The sequence below is a fragment of the Thalassovita sp. ABM4_323 genome (genome assembly GCF_056158665.1).
Genome location: NZ_JBSWTS010000007.1, coordinates 456808 through 472140, shown reverse-complemented (window position 1 = coordinate 472140; position 15333 = coordinate 456808). Strand labels below are relative to the sequence as shown.

General features: G+C 60.6%; 15 protein-coding genes. 12 read left to right on the top strand and 3 right to left on the bottom strand.

Annotated features, from left to right (window positions below; translation table 11 throughout):
• Positions 1 to 47: 47 nt before the first annotated feature.
• Positions 48 to 2075 (bottom strand): phenylacetic acid degradation bifunctional protein PaaZ, encoded by a 2028-nt coding sequence (paaZ, locus tag ACXADQ_RS04690; RefSeq protein ID WP_475315980.1) that lies wholly within the window; start codon positions 2073 to 2075, stop codon positions 48 to 50.
• A gap of 119 nt (positions 2076 to 2194) precedes the next feature.
• Between paaZ and paaI the strand changes: the two genes are divergently transcribed.
• The 6 genes from paaI to ACXADQ_RS04660 all read left to right on the top strand — a co-directional run bounded on the left by paaI (position 2195) and on the right by ACXADQ_RS04660 (position 7527).
• A complete protein-coding gene (paaI, locus tag ACXADQ_RS04685; protein ID WP_475315977.1) occupies positions 2195 to 2629 on the top strand; it encodes a hydroxyphenylacetyl-CoA thioesterase PaaI in 435 nt (144 codons plus the stop codon).
• The gene (gene pcaF, locus ACXADQ_RS04680) at positions 2626 to 3819 is read left to right on the top strand and encodes a 3-oxoadipyl-CoA thiolase (protein ID WP_475315976.1); all 1194 of its coding nucleotides are present in this window, start codon (positions 2626 to 2628) and stop codon (positions 3817 to 3819) included. The genes paaI and pcaF overlap by 4 nt, the downstream gene beginning before the upstream one ends.
• 65 nt (positions 3820 to 3884) lie before the next feature.
• Entirely contained in the window at positions 3885 to 5189 is a 1305-nt protein-coding gene (paaK, locus tag ACXADQ_RS04675) for a phenylacetate--CoA ligase PaaK (RefSeq protein WP_475315975.1), read from the top strand.
• On the top strand, positions 5189 to 5764 hold the full coding sequence (locus ACXADQ_RS04670; protein ID WP_475315974.1) for a TetR/AcrR family transcriptional regulator: 576 nt from the start codon (positions 5189 to 5191) through the stop codon (positions 5762 to 5764). The genes paaK and ACXADQ_RS04670 overlap by 1 nt, the downstream gene beginning before the upstream one ends.
• Before the next feature lie 80 nt (positions 5765 to 5844).
• Positions 5845 to 6282: a c-type cytochrome gene (locus ACXADQ_RS04665; RefSeq protein ID WP_475315972.1), complete on the top strand. Its 438-nt coding sequence runs from the start codon at positions 5845 to 5847 to the stop codon at positions 6280 to 6282.
• Positions 6283 to 6390: 108 nt separating this feature from the next.
• Positions 6391 to 7527 carry an S-(hydroxymethyl)glutathione dehydrogenase/class III alcohol dehydrogenase gene (locus ACXADQ_RS04660; protein WP_475315971.1) on the top strand — a complete coding sequence of 379 codons (1137 nt, stop codon included), beginning with the start codon at positions 6391 to 6393 and terminating at the stop codon, positions 7525 to 7527.
• A gap of 31 nt (positions 7528 to 7558) precedes the next feature.
• Here the strand turns inward: ACXADQ_RS04660 and ACXADQ_RS04655 are convergent, their stop codons facing one another.
• On the bottom strand, positions 7559 to 8182 hold the full coding sequence (locus ACXADQ_RS04655; protein WP_475315968.1) for a TetR/AcrR family transcriptional regulator: 624 nt from the start codon (positions 8180 to 8182) through the stop codon (positions 7559 to 7561).
• A 154-nt stretch (positions 8183 to 8336) separates the two neighbouring features.
• On the opposite strand from ACXADQ_RS04655, the gene fghA reads away from it, so the two are divergent.
• From fghA to ACXADQ_RS04630, 5 genes are read left to right on the top strand one after another with little or no spacing between them, the layout of a single operon-like run.
• A complete protein-coding gene (gene fghA, locus ACXADQ_RS04650; RefSeq protein WP_475315966.1) occupies positions 8337 to 9170 on the top strand; it encodes an S-formylglutathione hydrolase in 834 nt (277 codons plus the stop codon).
• A gap of 3 nt (positions 9171 to 9173) precedes the next feature.
• Positions 9174 to 10598, top strand: a complete 1425-nt coding sequence (sthA, locus tag ACXADQ_RS04645; RefSeq protein ID WP_475315961.1) for a Si-specific NAD(P)(+) transhydrogenase — start codon at positions 9174 to 9176, stop codon at positions 10596 to 10598.
• The gene (locus ACXADQ_RS04640) at positions 10595 to 11044 is read left to right on the top strand and encodes a YaiI/YqxD family protein (protein ID WP_475315958.1); all 450 of its coding nucleotides are present in this window, start codon (positions 10595 to 10597) and stop codon (positions 11042 to 11044) included. Before sthA ends, ACXADQ_RS04640 begins: the two co-directional genes overlap by 4 nt.
• Positions 11041 to 11658, top strand: coding sequence for an HAD family hydrolase (locus ACXADQ_RS04635; protein WP_475315956.1), 618 nt, complete (start codon positions 11041 to 11043; stop codon positions 11656 to 11658). Before ACXADQ_RS04640 ends, ACXADQ_RS04635 begins: the two co-directional genes overlap by 4 nt.
• Positions 11655 to 12572, top strand: a complete 918-nt coding sequence (locus ACXADQ_RS04630; RefSeq protein ID WP_475315951.1) for an ornithine cyclodeaminase family protein — start codon at positions 11655 to 11657, stop codon at positions 12570 to 12572. The genes ACXADQ_RS04635 and ACXADQ_RS04630 overlap by 4 nt, the downstream gene beginning before the upstream one ends.
• On the opposite strand, the gene ACXADQ_RS04625 is transcribed toward ACXADQ_RS04630, so the two are convergent.
• Positions 12569 to 13810: an MFS transporter gene (locus ACXADQ_RS04625; RefSeq protein WP_475315949.1), complete on the bottom strand. Its 1242-nt coding sequence runs from the start codon at positions 13808 to 13810 to the stop codon at positions 12569 to 12571. The genes ACXADQ_RS04630 and ACXADQ_RS04625 overlap by 4 nt on opposite strands.
• A gap of 120 nt (positions 13811 to 13930) precedes the next feature.
• Between ACXADQ_RS04625 and zapE the strand changes: the two genes are divergently transcribed.
• Positions 13931 to 14992 carry a cell division protein ZapE gene (zapE, locus tag ACXADQ_RS04620; RefSeq protein ID WP_475326031.1) on the top strand — a complete coding sequence of 354 codons (1062 nt, stop codon included), beginning with the start codon at positions 13931 to 13933 and terminating at the stop codon, positions 14990 to 14992.
• Positions 14993 to 15333 lie beyond the last annotated feature (341 nt).

The following is a 15333-nucleotide window of genomic DNA, read 5'->3' as shown; positions in this document are numbered from 1 at the left end:
TATGTCTGGTGGGAAGTGGGGGGCGGCGCGGGCCGCCCCCGTCGTGCCTAACGTTCGTAGGATACCATGGTTAGCAGTTCATACTCGGCAACCTGTTCGTCATCCTGATTGGTCAGGGTGGCGTTCCAGGCCACCTCGCCATACTCGGCGGTGCGCTTGGTTTTGCGCTTGCAGGTCAGGGCAACCTTGATGCTGTCGCCCGCACTGACGGGTTTTTGGAAGGACAGACCATTCAGCCCCGTATTGGCCAGAACCGGGCCTTCGTTCGGTTCCACGAACAAGCCCGCAGCAAAGGACAACAGCAGGTACCCATGCGCCACCCGGCCAGGGAAGAAGGGGTTTCGTTGGGCGGCGTCCTCGTCCATGTGGGCATAGAACGTGTCGCCGGTGAAATGGGCGAAATGCTCGATATCCTCCATCGAAACCGTGCGCGAGCCCGTATGAATCGTCTCGCCAATCTGGATTTCGTTGAACGTCCGCTGGAACGGATGAGTCGGGTTTTCCGACTGCGGGGCACCCTTGATCCAGGTGCCGGTGATGGCGCTGATGATCTCGGGGGTGCCCTGGATTGCGGTGCGTTGCAGATAATGTTTCACACCGCGAATACCGCCCAGTTCCTCGCCACCGCCCGCACGACCGGGGCCACCGTGGACCATATGAGGCATGGGCGCGCCGTGGCCTGTCGCCTCGCGCCCGGTGTCGCGATTGTTGATATACAGACGCCCGTGCCAGGCCGCGCTGGTCAGGGTGATGTCGCGCGCGATTGCCGGATCATGGGTAAAGACCGAGGCCACCAACGACCCTTCGCCGCGGTTCGCCAGCGCGGCCGCATGGGCCGTGTCGCGATAGGGCAGGATGGTGGAAACGGGTCCGAAGGCCTCGACCGCGTGGATGATCTCGGCGCCGTCCGGGTCGTCGCATTGGAACAGGGTCGGTGGGATGAAGGCGGCTTCGCCATCTGCGTCAACGGGCTGGAAGTCAGCCAGATCCCCACAAATTTGCCGCGCTTCGGTGCCGATCTGCGCGGCCTTGGCCAGCACGTCGGATTTCTGCGCCATCGACGCCAGCGCCCCCATGCGAACGCCGTCAGAATCAGGGTGGCCGACGGTGATGGTGGCCAGTTTCGCAGACAGAGCCTCGGCCACCGTGCCCGCCATATGATCGGGCACCAACAGGCGGCGCATTGCGGTACATTTCTGCCCGGCCTTGGTGGTGATTTCGGTCACGGCCTCTTTGATGAACAGCGCGAATTCGGGGCTGTCGGCATCGGCATCCGCGCCCAGAATCGAGGCGTTCAGGCTGTCCTGTTCGGCCAGGAAACGGGTCGAGTTCTGGATCAATGCCGGGGTCGTCCGCAACATCTGCGCGGTGTCGGCCGAGCCGGTGAAGCTGACCACATCCTGCGGGCCCATTTTGTCTAGAAGATCGCCGGTGCGGCCGATGATCAACTGCACGGCACCGTCGGGCAACAAGCCCAATTCGATGATCATGCGGAAACAGGCCTCGGTCAGGTAACAGGTCTGCGTGGCCGGTTTGACGATTGCGGGAACGCCGGCCAGTAACGTTGGGGCAAGTTTTTCCAACATGCCCCAAACCGGGAAGTTGAAGGCGTTGATATGAACGGCGACACCTTGCAACGGGGTTGCAATATGTTGCCCAATGAACGCGCCCGAGCGCCCCAGTTGTTCGACCTCACCATCAGCATAGACCTGCGAATCAGGCAGTTCGCGGCGCCCCTTCGAGGCATAGACGAACAAGGTGCCGATGCCGCCCTCGATATCCACGCCGCCATCACGGCGGGTGGCGCCGGTCAGGCCGTTGATCGCGTACAGCTCTTCCTTGCGCTCGCCAATATACAGGGCCAGTTTTTTCAGAATCTTCGCACGATCATGGAAGGTTAGCGCCCGCAGGGCTGGGCCTCCGACGTTCCGTGCGTGATGCAGCATAGCGTCGGTATCCAGCGATGCACCGCCGGCCAAGGCGATTTCCGTGGCGGTAACGGGGCCGACAATCGGTGTCGCGGCAGCGCCAGGAGCGATCCAGTTTCCGGCGATAAAGCTTTCGGGTTTCAGCATTGGGGTCTCCTTGAAACGGTTGCCCGCATTATGAAGCATTATATTTCCTATTTCAATACTATTGACCGATCGGTCGGTTTTGTGCAAGGTCTGAATCGCGAACAGGAGGGTTTGCCGAAATGACACCGCAACAGCGCGCCGAGCGCAGTGCAGCAGCGATGTGGGCCAAAGACGTGGCCAGCCAGGCGGCGGGGATGACCCTGGCCGAGATCGGGCCGGGCCGCGCCGTGCTGACCATGCCGGTGCGAGAGGATTTTCTGAACGGTCACCGAATTTGTCACGGCGGGTATATCTTTACCTTGGCGGATTCGGCCTTTGCATTCGCTTGTAACAGTTACAACCGGCTCGTGGTGGCCCAGGAAAACTCGATCACGTTTCTGTCGCCGGGCCAACCGGACGAGGTTTTGACTGCCCACGCTCAAGAGGTCGCGCTGACCGGGCGCTCGGGTGTGTATGACGTCACGGTCACTGGCGCGGATGGGCGCAAGGTCGCCCTGTTTCGGGGCCTGTCGCGGCAGATCAAAGGACAGCATTTCATGGAGAACGAAGAATGAGAGACGCGTTTTTGTGCGAAGGATTGCGCACCCCGATTGGCCGATACGGGGGAACGCTCAGCTCGGTTCGTCCCGACGATATGCTGGCGCATGTGATCCGCGAGGTGACCTCGCCTTTTGACGGGTTGCAGGTGGACGAAGTGATCATGGGCAACGCCAATGGCGCAGGCGAAGACAACCGCAACGTCGCCCGCATGTCGGCCCTGTTGGCTGGCTTGGGCGAGGGCGTTCCGGGCACCACGATGAACCGGTTGTGCGGCTCGGGACTGGATGCGATCGGAACGGCCGCGCGTGCCGTGAAATGCGGCGAGGCCGAGGTGATCATCGCAGGTGGCGTGGAATCCATGTCGCGCGCGCCCTTTGTGCAAGGCAAGGCCACCAGCGCCTTTTCCCGCAAGGCCGAGATTTATGACACCACCATCGGTTGGCGTTTTGTGAACAAGCAGATGCACAAGCAATTCGGCACGGATTCCATGCCCGAAACGGCGGAGAACGTGGCCGCTGATTTCGGTATTGCGCGCGCGGATCAGGATGCCTTTGCCCTGCGCTCGCAGGAACGGGCGGCGGCGGCGATTGCCTCGGGGCGTTTGGCGCGCGAGATCACGCCCGTGACCATCCCGCAGCGGCGTGGCGATGACATCGTGTTCGACACGGACGAGCATCCGCGCATGACGTCGCTCGAGAAACTGGCCAGCCTGCCGACCCCGTTCCGCGAGGGCGGCAGCGTGACCGCGGGCAATGCCAGCGGCGTGAATGATGGCGCGGCCGCGCTGATCGTTGCCAGTGGCTCGGCGGTGGAAAAATACGGGCTGACACCCAAGGCGCGGATCGTGTCGATGGCCACCGTGGGCGTGCCGCCCCGGATCATGGGGATCGGTCCGGCCCCGGCCACGCAGGCGTTGTTGGACCGGCATGGGCTGAAAATCAGCGATGTGGATTTTGTTGAGCTGAACGAGGCCTTTGCCTCGCAAGGGCTGGCCACCATGCGCCAGTTGGGTCTGCCTGATGATGCGGATCACGTGAACCCCAATGGCGGTGCGATTGCCTTGGGTCACCCGCTGGGTATGTCGGGCGCGCGTCTGGCGCTGACGGCCTCGATCAACATGGTGGATGCGGGCGCAAATCGCGCGATCTGCACCATGTGCATCGGTGTGGGGCAGGGCATCGCTCTGATGTTGGAGGCCGCGTAACCGGCCCCCAACCACCCATCGGCCTGCGGGCCACAAGAAACGACACAGCTGTGGAGGAATGTGTCATGGAGGATTTGTCGCCAAAACCCGGCGATCTGGAGTCGATCGAAACCGCCTCGCGGGATGAGATCGCCGCGCTGCAAGTGCAGCGGATGAAATGGTCGCTAAAGCACGCCTATGAAAACGTGCCCTTTTACCGGAACAGCTTTGATCAGGCGGGGGTGCATCCCGATGATCTGAACTCGTTGGCGGATCTGGCCAAGTTTCCCTTCACCGTGAAACAGGATTTGCGCGACAACTATCCTTTTGGCCTGTTTGCCGTGCCGCGCGAACAGATCGCGCGGGTGCATGCGTCCTCGGGCACCACGGGGCAGCCGACGGTGGTGGGCTACACCCAGAATGACCTGTCCATGTGGGCCGATGTGGTGGCGCGGTGTATGCGGGCCTCGGGGTTGCGGGCCGGGGATGTTTTGCACAATGCCTATGGCTATGGGTTGTTCACCGGCGGTCTGGGCGTGCATGGCGGGGCCGAACGTGCAGGTCTGACCGTGGTGCCGGTGTCCGGCGGGATGACCCAGCGCCAGGTGCGCCTGATCGAGGATTTCCGCGCCGATGGCATCACTGTCACGCCCTCATATGCGCTGTCCATTCTGGATGAATACGCCAAACAGGGGCTGGACCCGCGCGAAAGCCCGCTGAAGGTCGGCATCTTTGGCGCCGAGCCCTGGACCAACGCCATGCGCCGCGAGATCGAGGAGGCCTTCGACATGCACGCGGTGGATATTTATGGTCTGTCCGAGGTGATCGGCCCCGGTGTCGCCAACGAATGCGTGGAAACCAAGGACGGGCTGCACATCTGGGAGGATCACTTCTATCCCGAGATCATCGACCCGAACACAGGCGAAGTGCTGCCCGATGGTGAGTTGGGCGAGCTGGTCTTTACTTCGCTGACCAAAGAAGGGTTCCCGATCATCCGTTATCGCACCCGCGATCTGACACGGCTGTTGCCGGGCACTGCGCGGACCATGCGCCGGATGGAGAAAATCACCGGTCGCAGCGATGACATGATCATCCTGCGTGGCGTCAATGTCTTCCCCACTCAGATCGAGGAACAGCTGATGGACGTGCCCGCCCTGGCGCCGCATTTCCAGATCGAGCTCAGCCGCCCGGACCGGATGGACGTGATGACCGTGCATGTGGAACTGGCCGAGAGCGCAGGTGACCCCGAGGCTGCCGCGCGCGCCTTGTCGGGTAAAATCAAGTCGAATGTGGGCATCAGTGCCAAGGTCGACGTGGCAAGGGCTGGCCAAGTGGCGCGCTCGGAGGGTAAAGCAGTGCGCATCATCGACAACCGCCCCAAGGAGAGCTGATGGCCCGCGGACTGGCACGCGATCACGACGAAAAACGTGCGGCCCTGCGCAAAGGGGCCGCCGCCTATTTCGCCGCGCATGGGTTCGACCGTGCCAGTATGACCGGGGCGGCCAAATCTTGCGGTGTGTCCAAGGCGCTGATCTATCACTATTGGTCCTCGAAAGAGGATCTGCTGTTCGACATCCTGGACGATCACCTGGGACAGTTATTGGATCAGGTGCAGGCCTCGGAAGGTGAAGGGCTGGGCAAGCTGATTGAGGCTATTTTAACGGCCTATGAAGACGCTGATGCCGAGCACAAGCTGCAGATCGACGCCTTGGAAATCCTGCCCGAGGATAAGAAGGTGCCTTTGATCGCTACGCAGCGCGAACTGGTCGAGATCATGGGCACCTCGGTGTTGCAGGTTCAGCCAACTTTGGCCGACGATGCCGAACGTTTGCGGGCGGCCACAATGACGGTGTTCGCGATCTTGAACTGGTTCTACATGTGGCACCGCCCCGGCAAGGGGATCAGTCGCGCAGAATATGCGGTTCTGGCCACGGATTTCGTCGTCGGTGGATTGCGCGCCTTGTAGGATCACGAAAATCTCACTTGCTTCGCGCGGTCGGCTGGGCTGGGATGCGTGCAAACCCGGTTTGCAGCAGGAGTAACAAGATGAGTTTCAGGACAATCGCCACGGTCGGCACCATTCTGGCCGCCAGTGCAGCTTTGGCCCATAGCGGCGTCAAGGATCCGAACGTTATGGCGCGCATGAAACTGATGGGCGAGGTCAAAGCCAACATGGGCGTTCTGGGTGGAATGGCCAAGGGGAAGATGGCGTTTGATGCAGACAAGGCCGCGATGGCCAAGGCTGGCCTGATTGCAAACGCTCAGGCCATTCCTGCTGCCTTCGAGGTCAAAGTAATGGACCCAAAATCCGAAGCTCTGCCAGCGATTTGGGAGAACTGGGAAGATTTTGCCTCCAAGGCCGGCGCAATGGAAGCAGCAGTGGGCGCGCTTGATGTCAGCTCGGCCGAAGGGATTCAGGGTGGTCTGCGATCAGTCGGTGGTAGCTGCGGCGGATGCCACAAATCTTATCGCATCGACAAATAAGAATGCGAGCCTATGCGCCATTTTGTTGTGGCGCATAGCAAACTCCTCTTCCTATAGTGCGCCTCAGGTACCGCAGGAATTAAGCGGACATATTGGGAGAGTGAAAATATGCGTACAAAGGCGGCTGTCGCGCTGGAAGCGGGCAAACCTCTGGAGATCATGGAAGTGAACCTGGAAGGCCCCAAAGCGGGCGAGGTTCTGGTCGAAATCAAAGCCACGGGCCTGTGTCATACCGACGAATTCACCCGCTCGGGCGCGGATCCCGAGGGGCTGTTCCCCTCAATTCTGGGACATGAAGGCGCGGGTGTTGTGGTGGAATGCGGCGAAGGCGTCACCACGCTGAAACCGGGCGATCATGTGATCCCGCTCTACACGCCGGAATGCCGCGAATGTCATTCGTGCCTGTCGGGCAAAACCAACCTGTGTACGGCCATTCGTGGCACGCAAGGCCAGGGCCTGATGCCCGATGGCACCACGCGGTTCAGCATGCTGGATGGCACGCCGATCTATCACTATATGGGCTGCTCGACCTTCGCCAACCACACCGTGATGCCCGAGATCGCGCTGGCGAAAGTGCGGGACGATGCGCCCTTTGACAAGATTTGCTATATTGGGTGCGGTGTGACCACCGGCATCGGCGCGGTGATCAACACGGCGGGCGTGGAAATCGGCTCGTCTGCGGCAGTGTTTGGCCTGGGGGGCATCGGCCTGAACGTGATCCAGGGCCTGCGCATGGCTGGCGCAGACATGATCATCGGCGTCGATCTGAACGACGACAAGGCCGAGATGGCCAAGAAGTTCGGCATGACCCACTTCGTGAACCCTTCGAAGCTGCCCGAGGGGCAGTCGACCGTCGACGCCATCGTCGAGCTGACCAAGACCGAGAAAGACCAGTTCGGCGGCGTGGATTACTCGTTTGACGCAACCGGTAATGTGCAAGTGATGCGCGATGCGCTGGAATGCTCGCACCGGGGCTGGGGTGTGTCGGTGATCATCGGCGTGGCCCCCGCTGGCGCCGAGATCAGCACCCGTCCGTTCCAGCTGGTCACCGGCCGTGTCTGGAAAGGCACCGCGTTTGGCGGCGCCAAGGGCCGCACAGATGTGCCCAAATTCGTGGATTGGTACATGGATGGCAAAATCGAGATCGACCCGATGATCACGCACAAGCTGACGCTGGAAGAGATCAACCACGGCTTTGATTTGATGCACGAAGGCAAATCAATCCGCGCGGTCGTGGAATACTGAGGCCACTAAGGGCGGGCCGGACAGGCCCGTCCTATTCGGTGCCGTAGCGCGCCAGAAACGTGTCGACCGCCCCCAGGGCCACGCGGTCGGTTTCTTCTTTGCTGAAGCTGTCGGAAATGCCAAACACAGCGCGCGCGAAGATGTCTGCCTTGCACAGCTCGACAAACTGATCTGCGGCCAGTTCCAGGTCTGGAATGCGCAACTCGCCGCGGCCCTGCGCCTCGAGAAGGAACTCGGCAACATGCCTGCGGGCGGCGCGGGGGCCGGATTCATAAAACTTTCGCCCGATTTCAGGAAAGCGATCAGATTCGGCGACACAGACGCGGAAAATCCGCTGAGCAAACCGCGCCGTAAAAATCGCAATCATCTGGCGCGCGGCCAGGGTCAGGACGTCCCGCACCGGCGCTGTCCGGTCGATCATCAGCAACGTGTCCAAGGTCTGGCGATTGCATTCGGCGCTTGCGACCTCCATGAACAGCAATCGTTTGTCCGGGAAGTAACTGTATAGCGTCGCCTTGGACACGCCAGCGGCCCTGGCGATCTCATCGACACTGGCGCCTTCGAAACCATCTTTCATAAAGATCTCCCGGGCCCCGGCGAGGACCTGATCGAACTTGCGGCCGGTTCGAATGATAGGTTTTGTCGCCTGATCCATTGGGGTGTCCTCGGGCTGCGCCTTGGGACTATAAACTGATCAGTTTAGTTTCAGCAAGAGAAGGAAGCGCCCGTTTGAGCCCCAAGCGCGCTATGTCCCCTTGCCCATGGGGGGGCGCTGCGTTAGCCACAGATTGGGAAAGAGGGAGAGTACCATGGACGTGATTTCCGAAAACCGTTGTTTTGGGGGTGTGCAGGGCGTGTACAAACATGCGGCGCATTCCACCGGTTGCGAGATGACCTTTGGTCTGTTCCTACCCGAAGAGGCGCAGGACACGCCGGTGCCGGTTCTGTGGTATCTGTCTGGCCTGACCTGCACCCATGAAAACGCGATGGTCAAAGCGGGGGCACAGGCCTGGGCGGCTGAACAGGGGATCGCGTTGGTCTTTCCGGACACCTCGCCACGCGGTGACGGGGTGGCAGATGATCCGAGCTATGATCTGGGGCAGGGGGCTGGGTTCTATGTGAATGCCACCCAACAGCCCTGGGCGCCGCATTTCCAGATGTGGGACTATGTCGCCGAGGAACTGCCCAAGATCGTCACCGCGAATTTCAACATCGACGAAGGCCGCCAGTCGATCACCGGCCATTCGATGGGCGGACATGGTGCGTTGACCCTAGCGATGGGCCTGCCGGGGCGTTTCCGCTCGGTCTCCGCGTTTTCACCGATTTGCCACCCGACGGCGGGGGATTGGGGGCGCAAGCAACTGGGGGCCTATCTGGGGGATGATGAAGCCCTTTGGGCCAAGCATGACGCGACCCTGATGATGCGCGAGGTCGGGCTGGATATTCCCTTGTTGGTCGATACCGGCAGTGCGGATCAGTTCATTGATCTGTTGATGCCCGAAGCCCTGGCCGAGGCCGTGATGAAACGCCGCCTGCCCGCCGATCTGCGCCTGCAAAAGGGCTATGATCACAGCTATTTCTTTGTTTCCAGCTTCATGGAAGACCACGTGAGTTTCCATGCAGAAGCACTTTATTCGGATTAAGACATGAACCAATACGACCTCATCATCATCGGATCCGGACCTGCCGGGCGCTCGGCCGCTATTCAGGCCGGAAAGCTGAAACGCAAAGTTCTGGTGGTTGATCGCCGCGATCAGCTGGGTGGGGTCTCGGTTCATACGGGCACGATTCCGTCCAAGACGTTGCGCGAAACGGTGCTGAACCTGTCCGGCTGGCGCGAGCGCAGCTTTTACGGGCGCAGCTATCGCGTGAAGGATGATATCGAGGCCCAGGACCTGAAGGCCCGCCTGCACAAGACGCTGGATTACGAGGTCGACAACCTGGAGCACCAGTTCAACCGCAACCACGTGGAAACGCTGAACGGATTTGCCCGCTTTCTTAGCCCGAACGAGATCGAGGTCGCGACCGAGGCCGGCGAAACCACGCGTCTGACGGCAGACAATTTCCTGATCGCCACGGGGACCAAAACCTATCGGCCGGACTATGTGCCGTTCAACGGAAAAACGGTGGTCGACAGTGATGATTTCGTCGAACTGGCCCAGATTCCGCGCAGCCTGATCGTGGTGGGTGCCGGGGTGATCGGGGTGGAATATGCCACCATGTTTTCAGCCTTGGATGTGCGGGTGACGCTGATCGAACCGCGCGATACGTTCCTGGATTTCATCGACAATACGATCATTCACGAATTCACGCATCAGATCCGCGACAATGGCGTAGATTTGCGACTGGGCTCGGCCATCGAAAAGGTCGAGGATGCGGGCTCGCATGTCGAGGTCAGCCTGGCCAACGGGCGTCATGTGCGCGCCGAGATGCTGCTGTTTGCCGCTGGCCGTGTGGGGGCGACGGACAAGCTGAACCTCAAAGCGCTGGGGTTGGAAACCGATCATCGTGGCCGGATCGAGGTGGATCGCAAGACCTATCAAACCGCCGTACCCCACATCTATGCAGCCGGTGATGTGATCGGGCATCCGTCCTTGGCGTCGACCTCTTTGCAGCAAGGCCGCGTGGCCGCCTGTCACGCGCTGGAAACGCCCACTTTGCCCGAAAGCCCTTGGTTTCCTTACGGAATCTACTCGGTGCCCGAGATTTCCACCTGCGGCATGTCCGAGGAAGAACTGCAAGAACGCGGTATCCCCTACGAGGTCGGCGTGGCGCGATTCCGCGAAACCTCGCGCGGGCATATCATGGGGTTGGAACACGGGATGCTGAAAATGCTGCTGAGCCTGAAAACCCGCCGGGTTCTGGGCGTGCAGATCGTGGGCGAAGGCGCGACCGAGCTGATCCACATCGCGCAGGCTGTGCTGAACCTGAAGGGCACGGTGGATTACTTCGTGCAAAATACCTTTAACTATCCGACCCTGGCCGAGGCCTATCGCATCGCCGGGCTGGACGCGTTCAACCGCATGCCCATCCCCGAGGAATACAAGGTTAAAAAGAAGGCCAAGAAGTGACCGTTCTGTATGTGGATGCGGATGCCTGCCCCGTGAAGGCCGAGGCCGAGCGGGTGGCCACGCGCCACAAAATCCCGGTGAAAATGGTCTGCAATGGCGGCATTCGACCCTCGGCCAACCCGCTGGTGGAAACCGTGATTGTCCCCGAGGGGCCGGATATCGCGGACATTTGGATCGCCGAACGCGCGGGGCCTGGCGACGTGGTCATCACCGGCGATATCCCCTTGGCCGCCAAATGCGTCGAGGCAGGCGCTTTGGTCCTGAAACACGATGGCGAGCCGCTGACACAGGCCAATATCGGAAACGCTCTGGCGATGCGCGATTTGATGTACGATCTGCGCGCCGCCGATCCGTTTCGCCAAGGCGGAGGCAAGGGATTTTCCAAGGCGCATCGCTCGCGTTTTCTGGACGCTTTGGAGCGCACATTAAGAAAGGCACAGTCATGATTGAAGCGGTGGTTTGGGACTTGGGGATGGTCTTGATCAACTTCGATCCCGAAGGATTTTATGATCGCGAGATCGGATCCGAGCGGCGCCAACAGCTGTTCGATGCGGTCGACATGCATGCGTATAATGTGCGTGTGGACGCGGGCGAGCCGCTGATCGAAACCTTTCAGGAAGCCGCTGGCGAAACGCCCGAATGGGCGGACGAGATCATGCTTTGGGCGACCCGTTGGATCGACATGGCCAGCCCTTCGATCCCCGGATCGGTGGCGTTGCTGGAACAGCTCAAGGCGCAGGGCACTCGCCTGCTGGCCCTGACGAATTTCGGTGTCGATACGTTTGAAATCGCCAGCGCGCATTACCCGTTTCTGGACCTGTTTGACGAGCTGTATGTTTCCGGCCGGCTGAAGATGATCAAACCCGACGCCGGGATCTATGAGGCGTTGGAAAAGGGGTGCGGATTGCGTCCCCAAGGCCTGCTGTTCACGGATGACCGGCCAGAAAACATCGCGGCCGCGGCGGCACGCGGTTGGCAAACGCACCTGTTTGAAGGACCGCAAGGCTGGGCCGACTGTCTGACCCGCCACGGCGTTCTAACCCAGGGAGCGCACGCATGAGCTTCCCCATCATACCCTTCGAGGAGGGCGAAAAACTCCTGGATTGGATCGGGCTGACCCAAGCGCTGGCCGCGGGTCATGATCTGCCCAAGGCCGAGATCGCGGACAGTTTTCTGTATCGCGGCAAGGACACGCTGCTGAACCGCGCCGCGTGGATTGATGGGATGGGGTTGGCTGTGAAATCGGCCACCGTGTTCCCGGGAAATCCGGCCGCAGGCAAGGGCATGGTGAACGGCGGAGTTTGTCTCTACTCGGATACCGATGGCACGCTCGAGGCTCTGGTGGATTTCCATCTGGTCACCAAGTGGAAAACCGCAGGCGACAGCCTGTTGGCCGCGACCCGACTGGCGCGTCCTGACAGCCGCAAGATCTTGGTTCTGGGCGCTGGGACTGTTGGGCGTTCGTTGGTTCAGGCCTATTCGGCGGCTTTTCCGCAGGCAGAATTTGCAATCTGGAACCGGACGGTTTCCAAAGCAGAGGATTTTGCGGCCCAATTTCCCGGGATGACCGTGGCCGAGGATCTGGCCAGCGCGGTGTCTGCCGCTGATATCATCACCAGCGCCACCATGAGCACTGATCCATTCATTCAGGGCGATTGGCTGCGCCCCGGCCAACACCTTGACCTGATTGGTGCCTACCGGCCTGACATGCGCGAGGCGGATGATACCGCATTGACCCGTGCGCGCGTGTTCGTGGACAGCTTTGATACCACAATCGGCCATATTGGCGAGATCAACATCCCTCTGGAAAACGGCCTGATCACGCGCGAGGACATGGTGGCGGACTACTATGATCTGGGCAAGTTCGTGCGCCAAAGCGACGACGAGATCACCCTGTTCAAAAACGGTGGCGGCGCGCATCTGGACTTGATGACCAGCCGCTACATCCTGGATCGCTGGAACGCGGCCACCTAGGCCGCCGCGGGTGTGCGGCGGCTTTCACGGATGGGCAGGTGGATCAGGGCCGAGAAGGCGCCAACCCCCACACCGACCCACCAGACAGCGGTGTAATCGCCATAGATGTCATACATCCGACCACCCAGCCACACGCCCAGGAAACTGCCCAGTTGGTGGCTGAAAAACACGATCCCATACAGCGTGCCCATGTAGCGCAGCCCATAGATATGCGCGACCAGCCCGCTGGTCAGCGGCACCGTTGCGAGCCACAGCGTTCCCATGGTCACCGAGAAAATCACCACGCTGGCAGGCGTCATCGGCATCATGATAAACACCGCCGCGATCAGCGTGCGCAGGGTATAAATGATCGCCAGCAGGTATTTCTTGGGCATCCGGTCGCCCAGCCACCCAGCAAACAGCGTGCCTGCGATATTGGCCGCTCCGATGATCGACAGCGACACAGCCCCCAGCGCCGAAGTCGTATTGACGCCCAACGCGGCCAGCAGGCTGCCGTCTGCGATGGGGCCGCACATCTCGGTTACGAAGGCGGGGAAATGGGCGGTGACAAAGCTCAACTGGTACCCGCACGAGAAAAACCCAAGGAAAATCATGGTATAGCTGGGGTCTTTGAACGCCTTGATCAGGATCTCGCCCAGGCTTTCCTCCAGCTCGGCCTTGCTGGCGGGCGGGGCGACGCTGCGCATCATCGGCAGGCAGGCCAGAACCAGAATAATCATCGCCGCAAACACCAGGAACACCTCCTGCCAGCTGAGGAAGCCCAGCATCCATTCGGCCAGCGGCGCGCCAACGACCTGACCAGCCGAACCCATTGCCGTGGTGATCGCCAGCGCCATCGACCGGTTCTTGTCCGAAGCCGCGCGCCCGACCACCGCCAAAATCACCCCGAATCCGGTGCCCGCGATGCCAAAGCCCACAAGCACCTCGTAGAACTGATGCGCCAGCGGGGACACGGCAAAGGATGACAGCACCAGCCCCGCCGCATAGATCAGCGCACCCAGGATGATGGCCTTGCGATCCCCCATTTTCTCGGCAATGGCGCCAAAGATGGGCTGCCCGAACCCCCAGGCCAAATTCTGGATCGCAATCGCCAGCGAAAACTCGGCGCGGGGCCAGTTGAATTCGTTGGCGATGGGGATCTGAAACACGCCAAAGCTGGCGCGAATGGCAAAGCTAATCAGAATGATCAGGCTGCCTGCAATCAGAACGGAATTGAACAAGGGCGCGCGCGTTTGCATGGGGGTCTCCTGTCGCAGAGTGCTAATTGAGCGAACATTCAATTCCGGGTCAATCCAAGAATTGTTCGCCAGCGCATCACTTTTCGTGACAACGGAATGCAACCGCGCTATGCGGTGCGCATGACGCGTATTCAGGACATTTATCGCAGCCGTGTTGAGCAAGGCGATCTGCATGCAGACGACGCCCAAGAGGCCGTTCTGCCCGAATTTGAACGTATCCGGGACGAGCTGTCGAAACCCGTGAAAAAGGGCCTGTTCCGCAAGGCACCGCCTCCGCCCAAGGGCCTGTACCTGTGGGGTGGTGTGGGGCGTGGCAAGTCCATGCTGATGGACCTGTTCGTGGAACAACTGGGCGTGCCTGCGCGCCGGGTCCATTTCCATGCCTTTATGCAGGAAATCCACGCGGCCATGCACGAAGCCCGCAAAAACGGGGTCGAAGACGCGCTGGCCCCGGTGGCCAATGATGTGGCGGCCAAGGTCAAGGTCCTGGCTTTTGACGAAATGCAGATCACCGATATCACCGACGCGATGATCGTGGGCCGCTTGTTCGAGATTCTGTTCGCCAAGGGGGTGGTGGTTGTGACCACCTCGAACCGGGTGCCCGATGACCTGTATAAAAACGGTCTGAATCGCCAGCTGTTCCTGCCCTTCATCGAGATTATCAAAGATCAGATGGTGGTGTGGGAGATGATCTCGCCCCGCGATTACCGTCAGGACCGCCTGAAGGGCGCGCCTGTCTATTTCGCGCCGATCAATGACGCCAGTCGCCAGAAAATCCGCGAGGTGTGGGAGCATCTGTCCGGCGGCGACGCTAGCCCGCTGGTGCTGAAGGTCAAAGGTCGTGATGTCGAACTGCCGGCCTTTCGCAATGGGGTGGCGCGGGCCAGTTTCTTTGATCTATGCGGCAAGATGCTGGGGCCGGGGGATTATCTGGCCATTGCCGAGGCGGTCAAAGTTCTGGTGCTGGAGGATGTGCCGCGCCTGGGACGCAGCAATTTCAATGAGGCCAAGCGTTTCGTCACGCTGATCGACGCGCTGTACGAGGCCAAGGTCCGCCTGATTTGTTCTGCCGCGGATGAACCCGAAAGCCTGTATATAGAAGGCGAAGGCGTGTTCGAATTCGAGCGTACTGCCAGTCGCTTGCGTGAAATGCAGGCCGAGGACTGGGCCTCGGACGCTTGATCTGATGGGGCGCGCTGATGCGCGCGCTTGATGTCTCGTCACGGTCCTGCGGACCGTTCCTCGGGACTTGGGGCGCTGCCCCAAACCCCGGGGTATTTGAGCCAAGAAAAAGCACAAGAGGTCGGGAGCGGGGCGCTGTTTCAGGCCATTGAGGCCTGTGCAAAAAAAAGGGGGTCGTTGGACCGACCCCTCTTTTATCCTGCCTGTTTTACCTGTCGTTCCGGACGCAAATGGAGTGCGTCGACGGGTGGTGATACGTCACCAACGAATGCCTTGGGGTGACCTTAAGCGAATCGCTGCGAATCAGTCAACAGGGAGTGATTCGATTTGTTCGAATCACC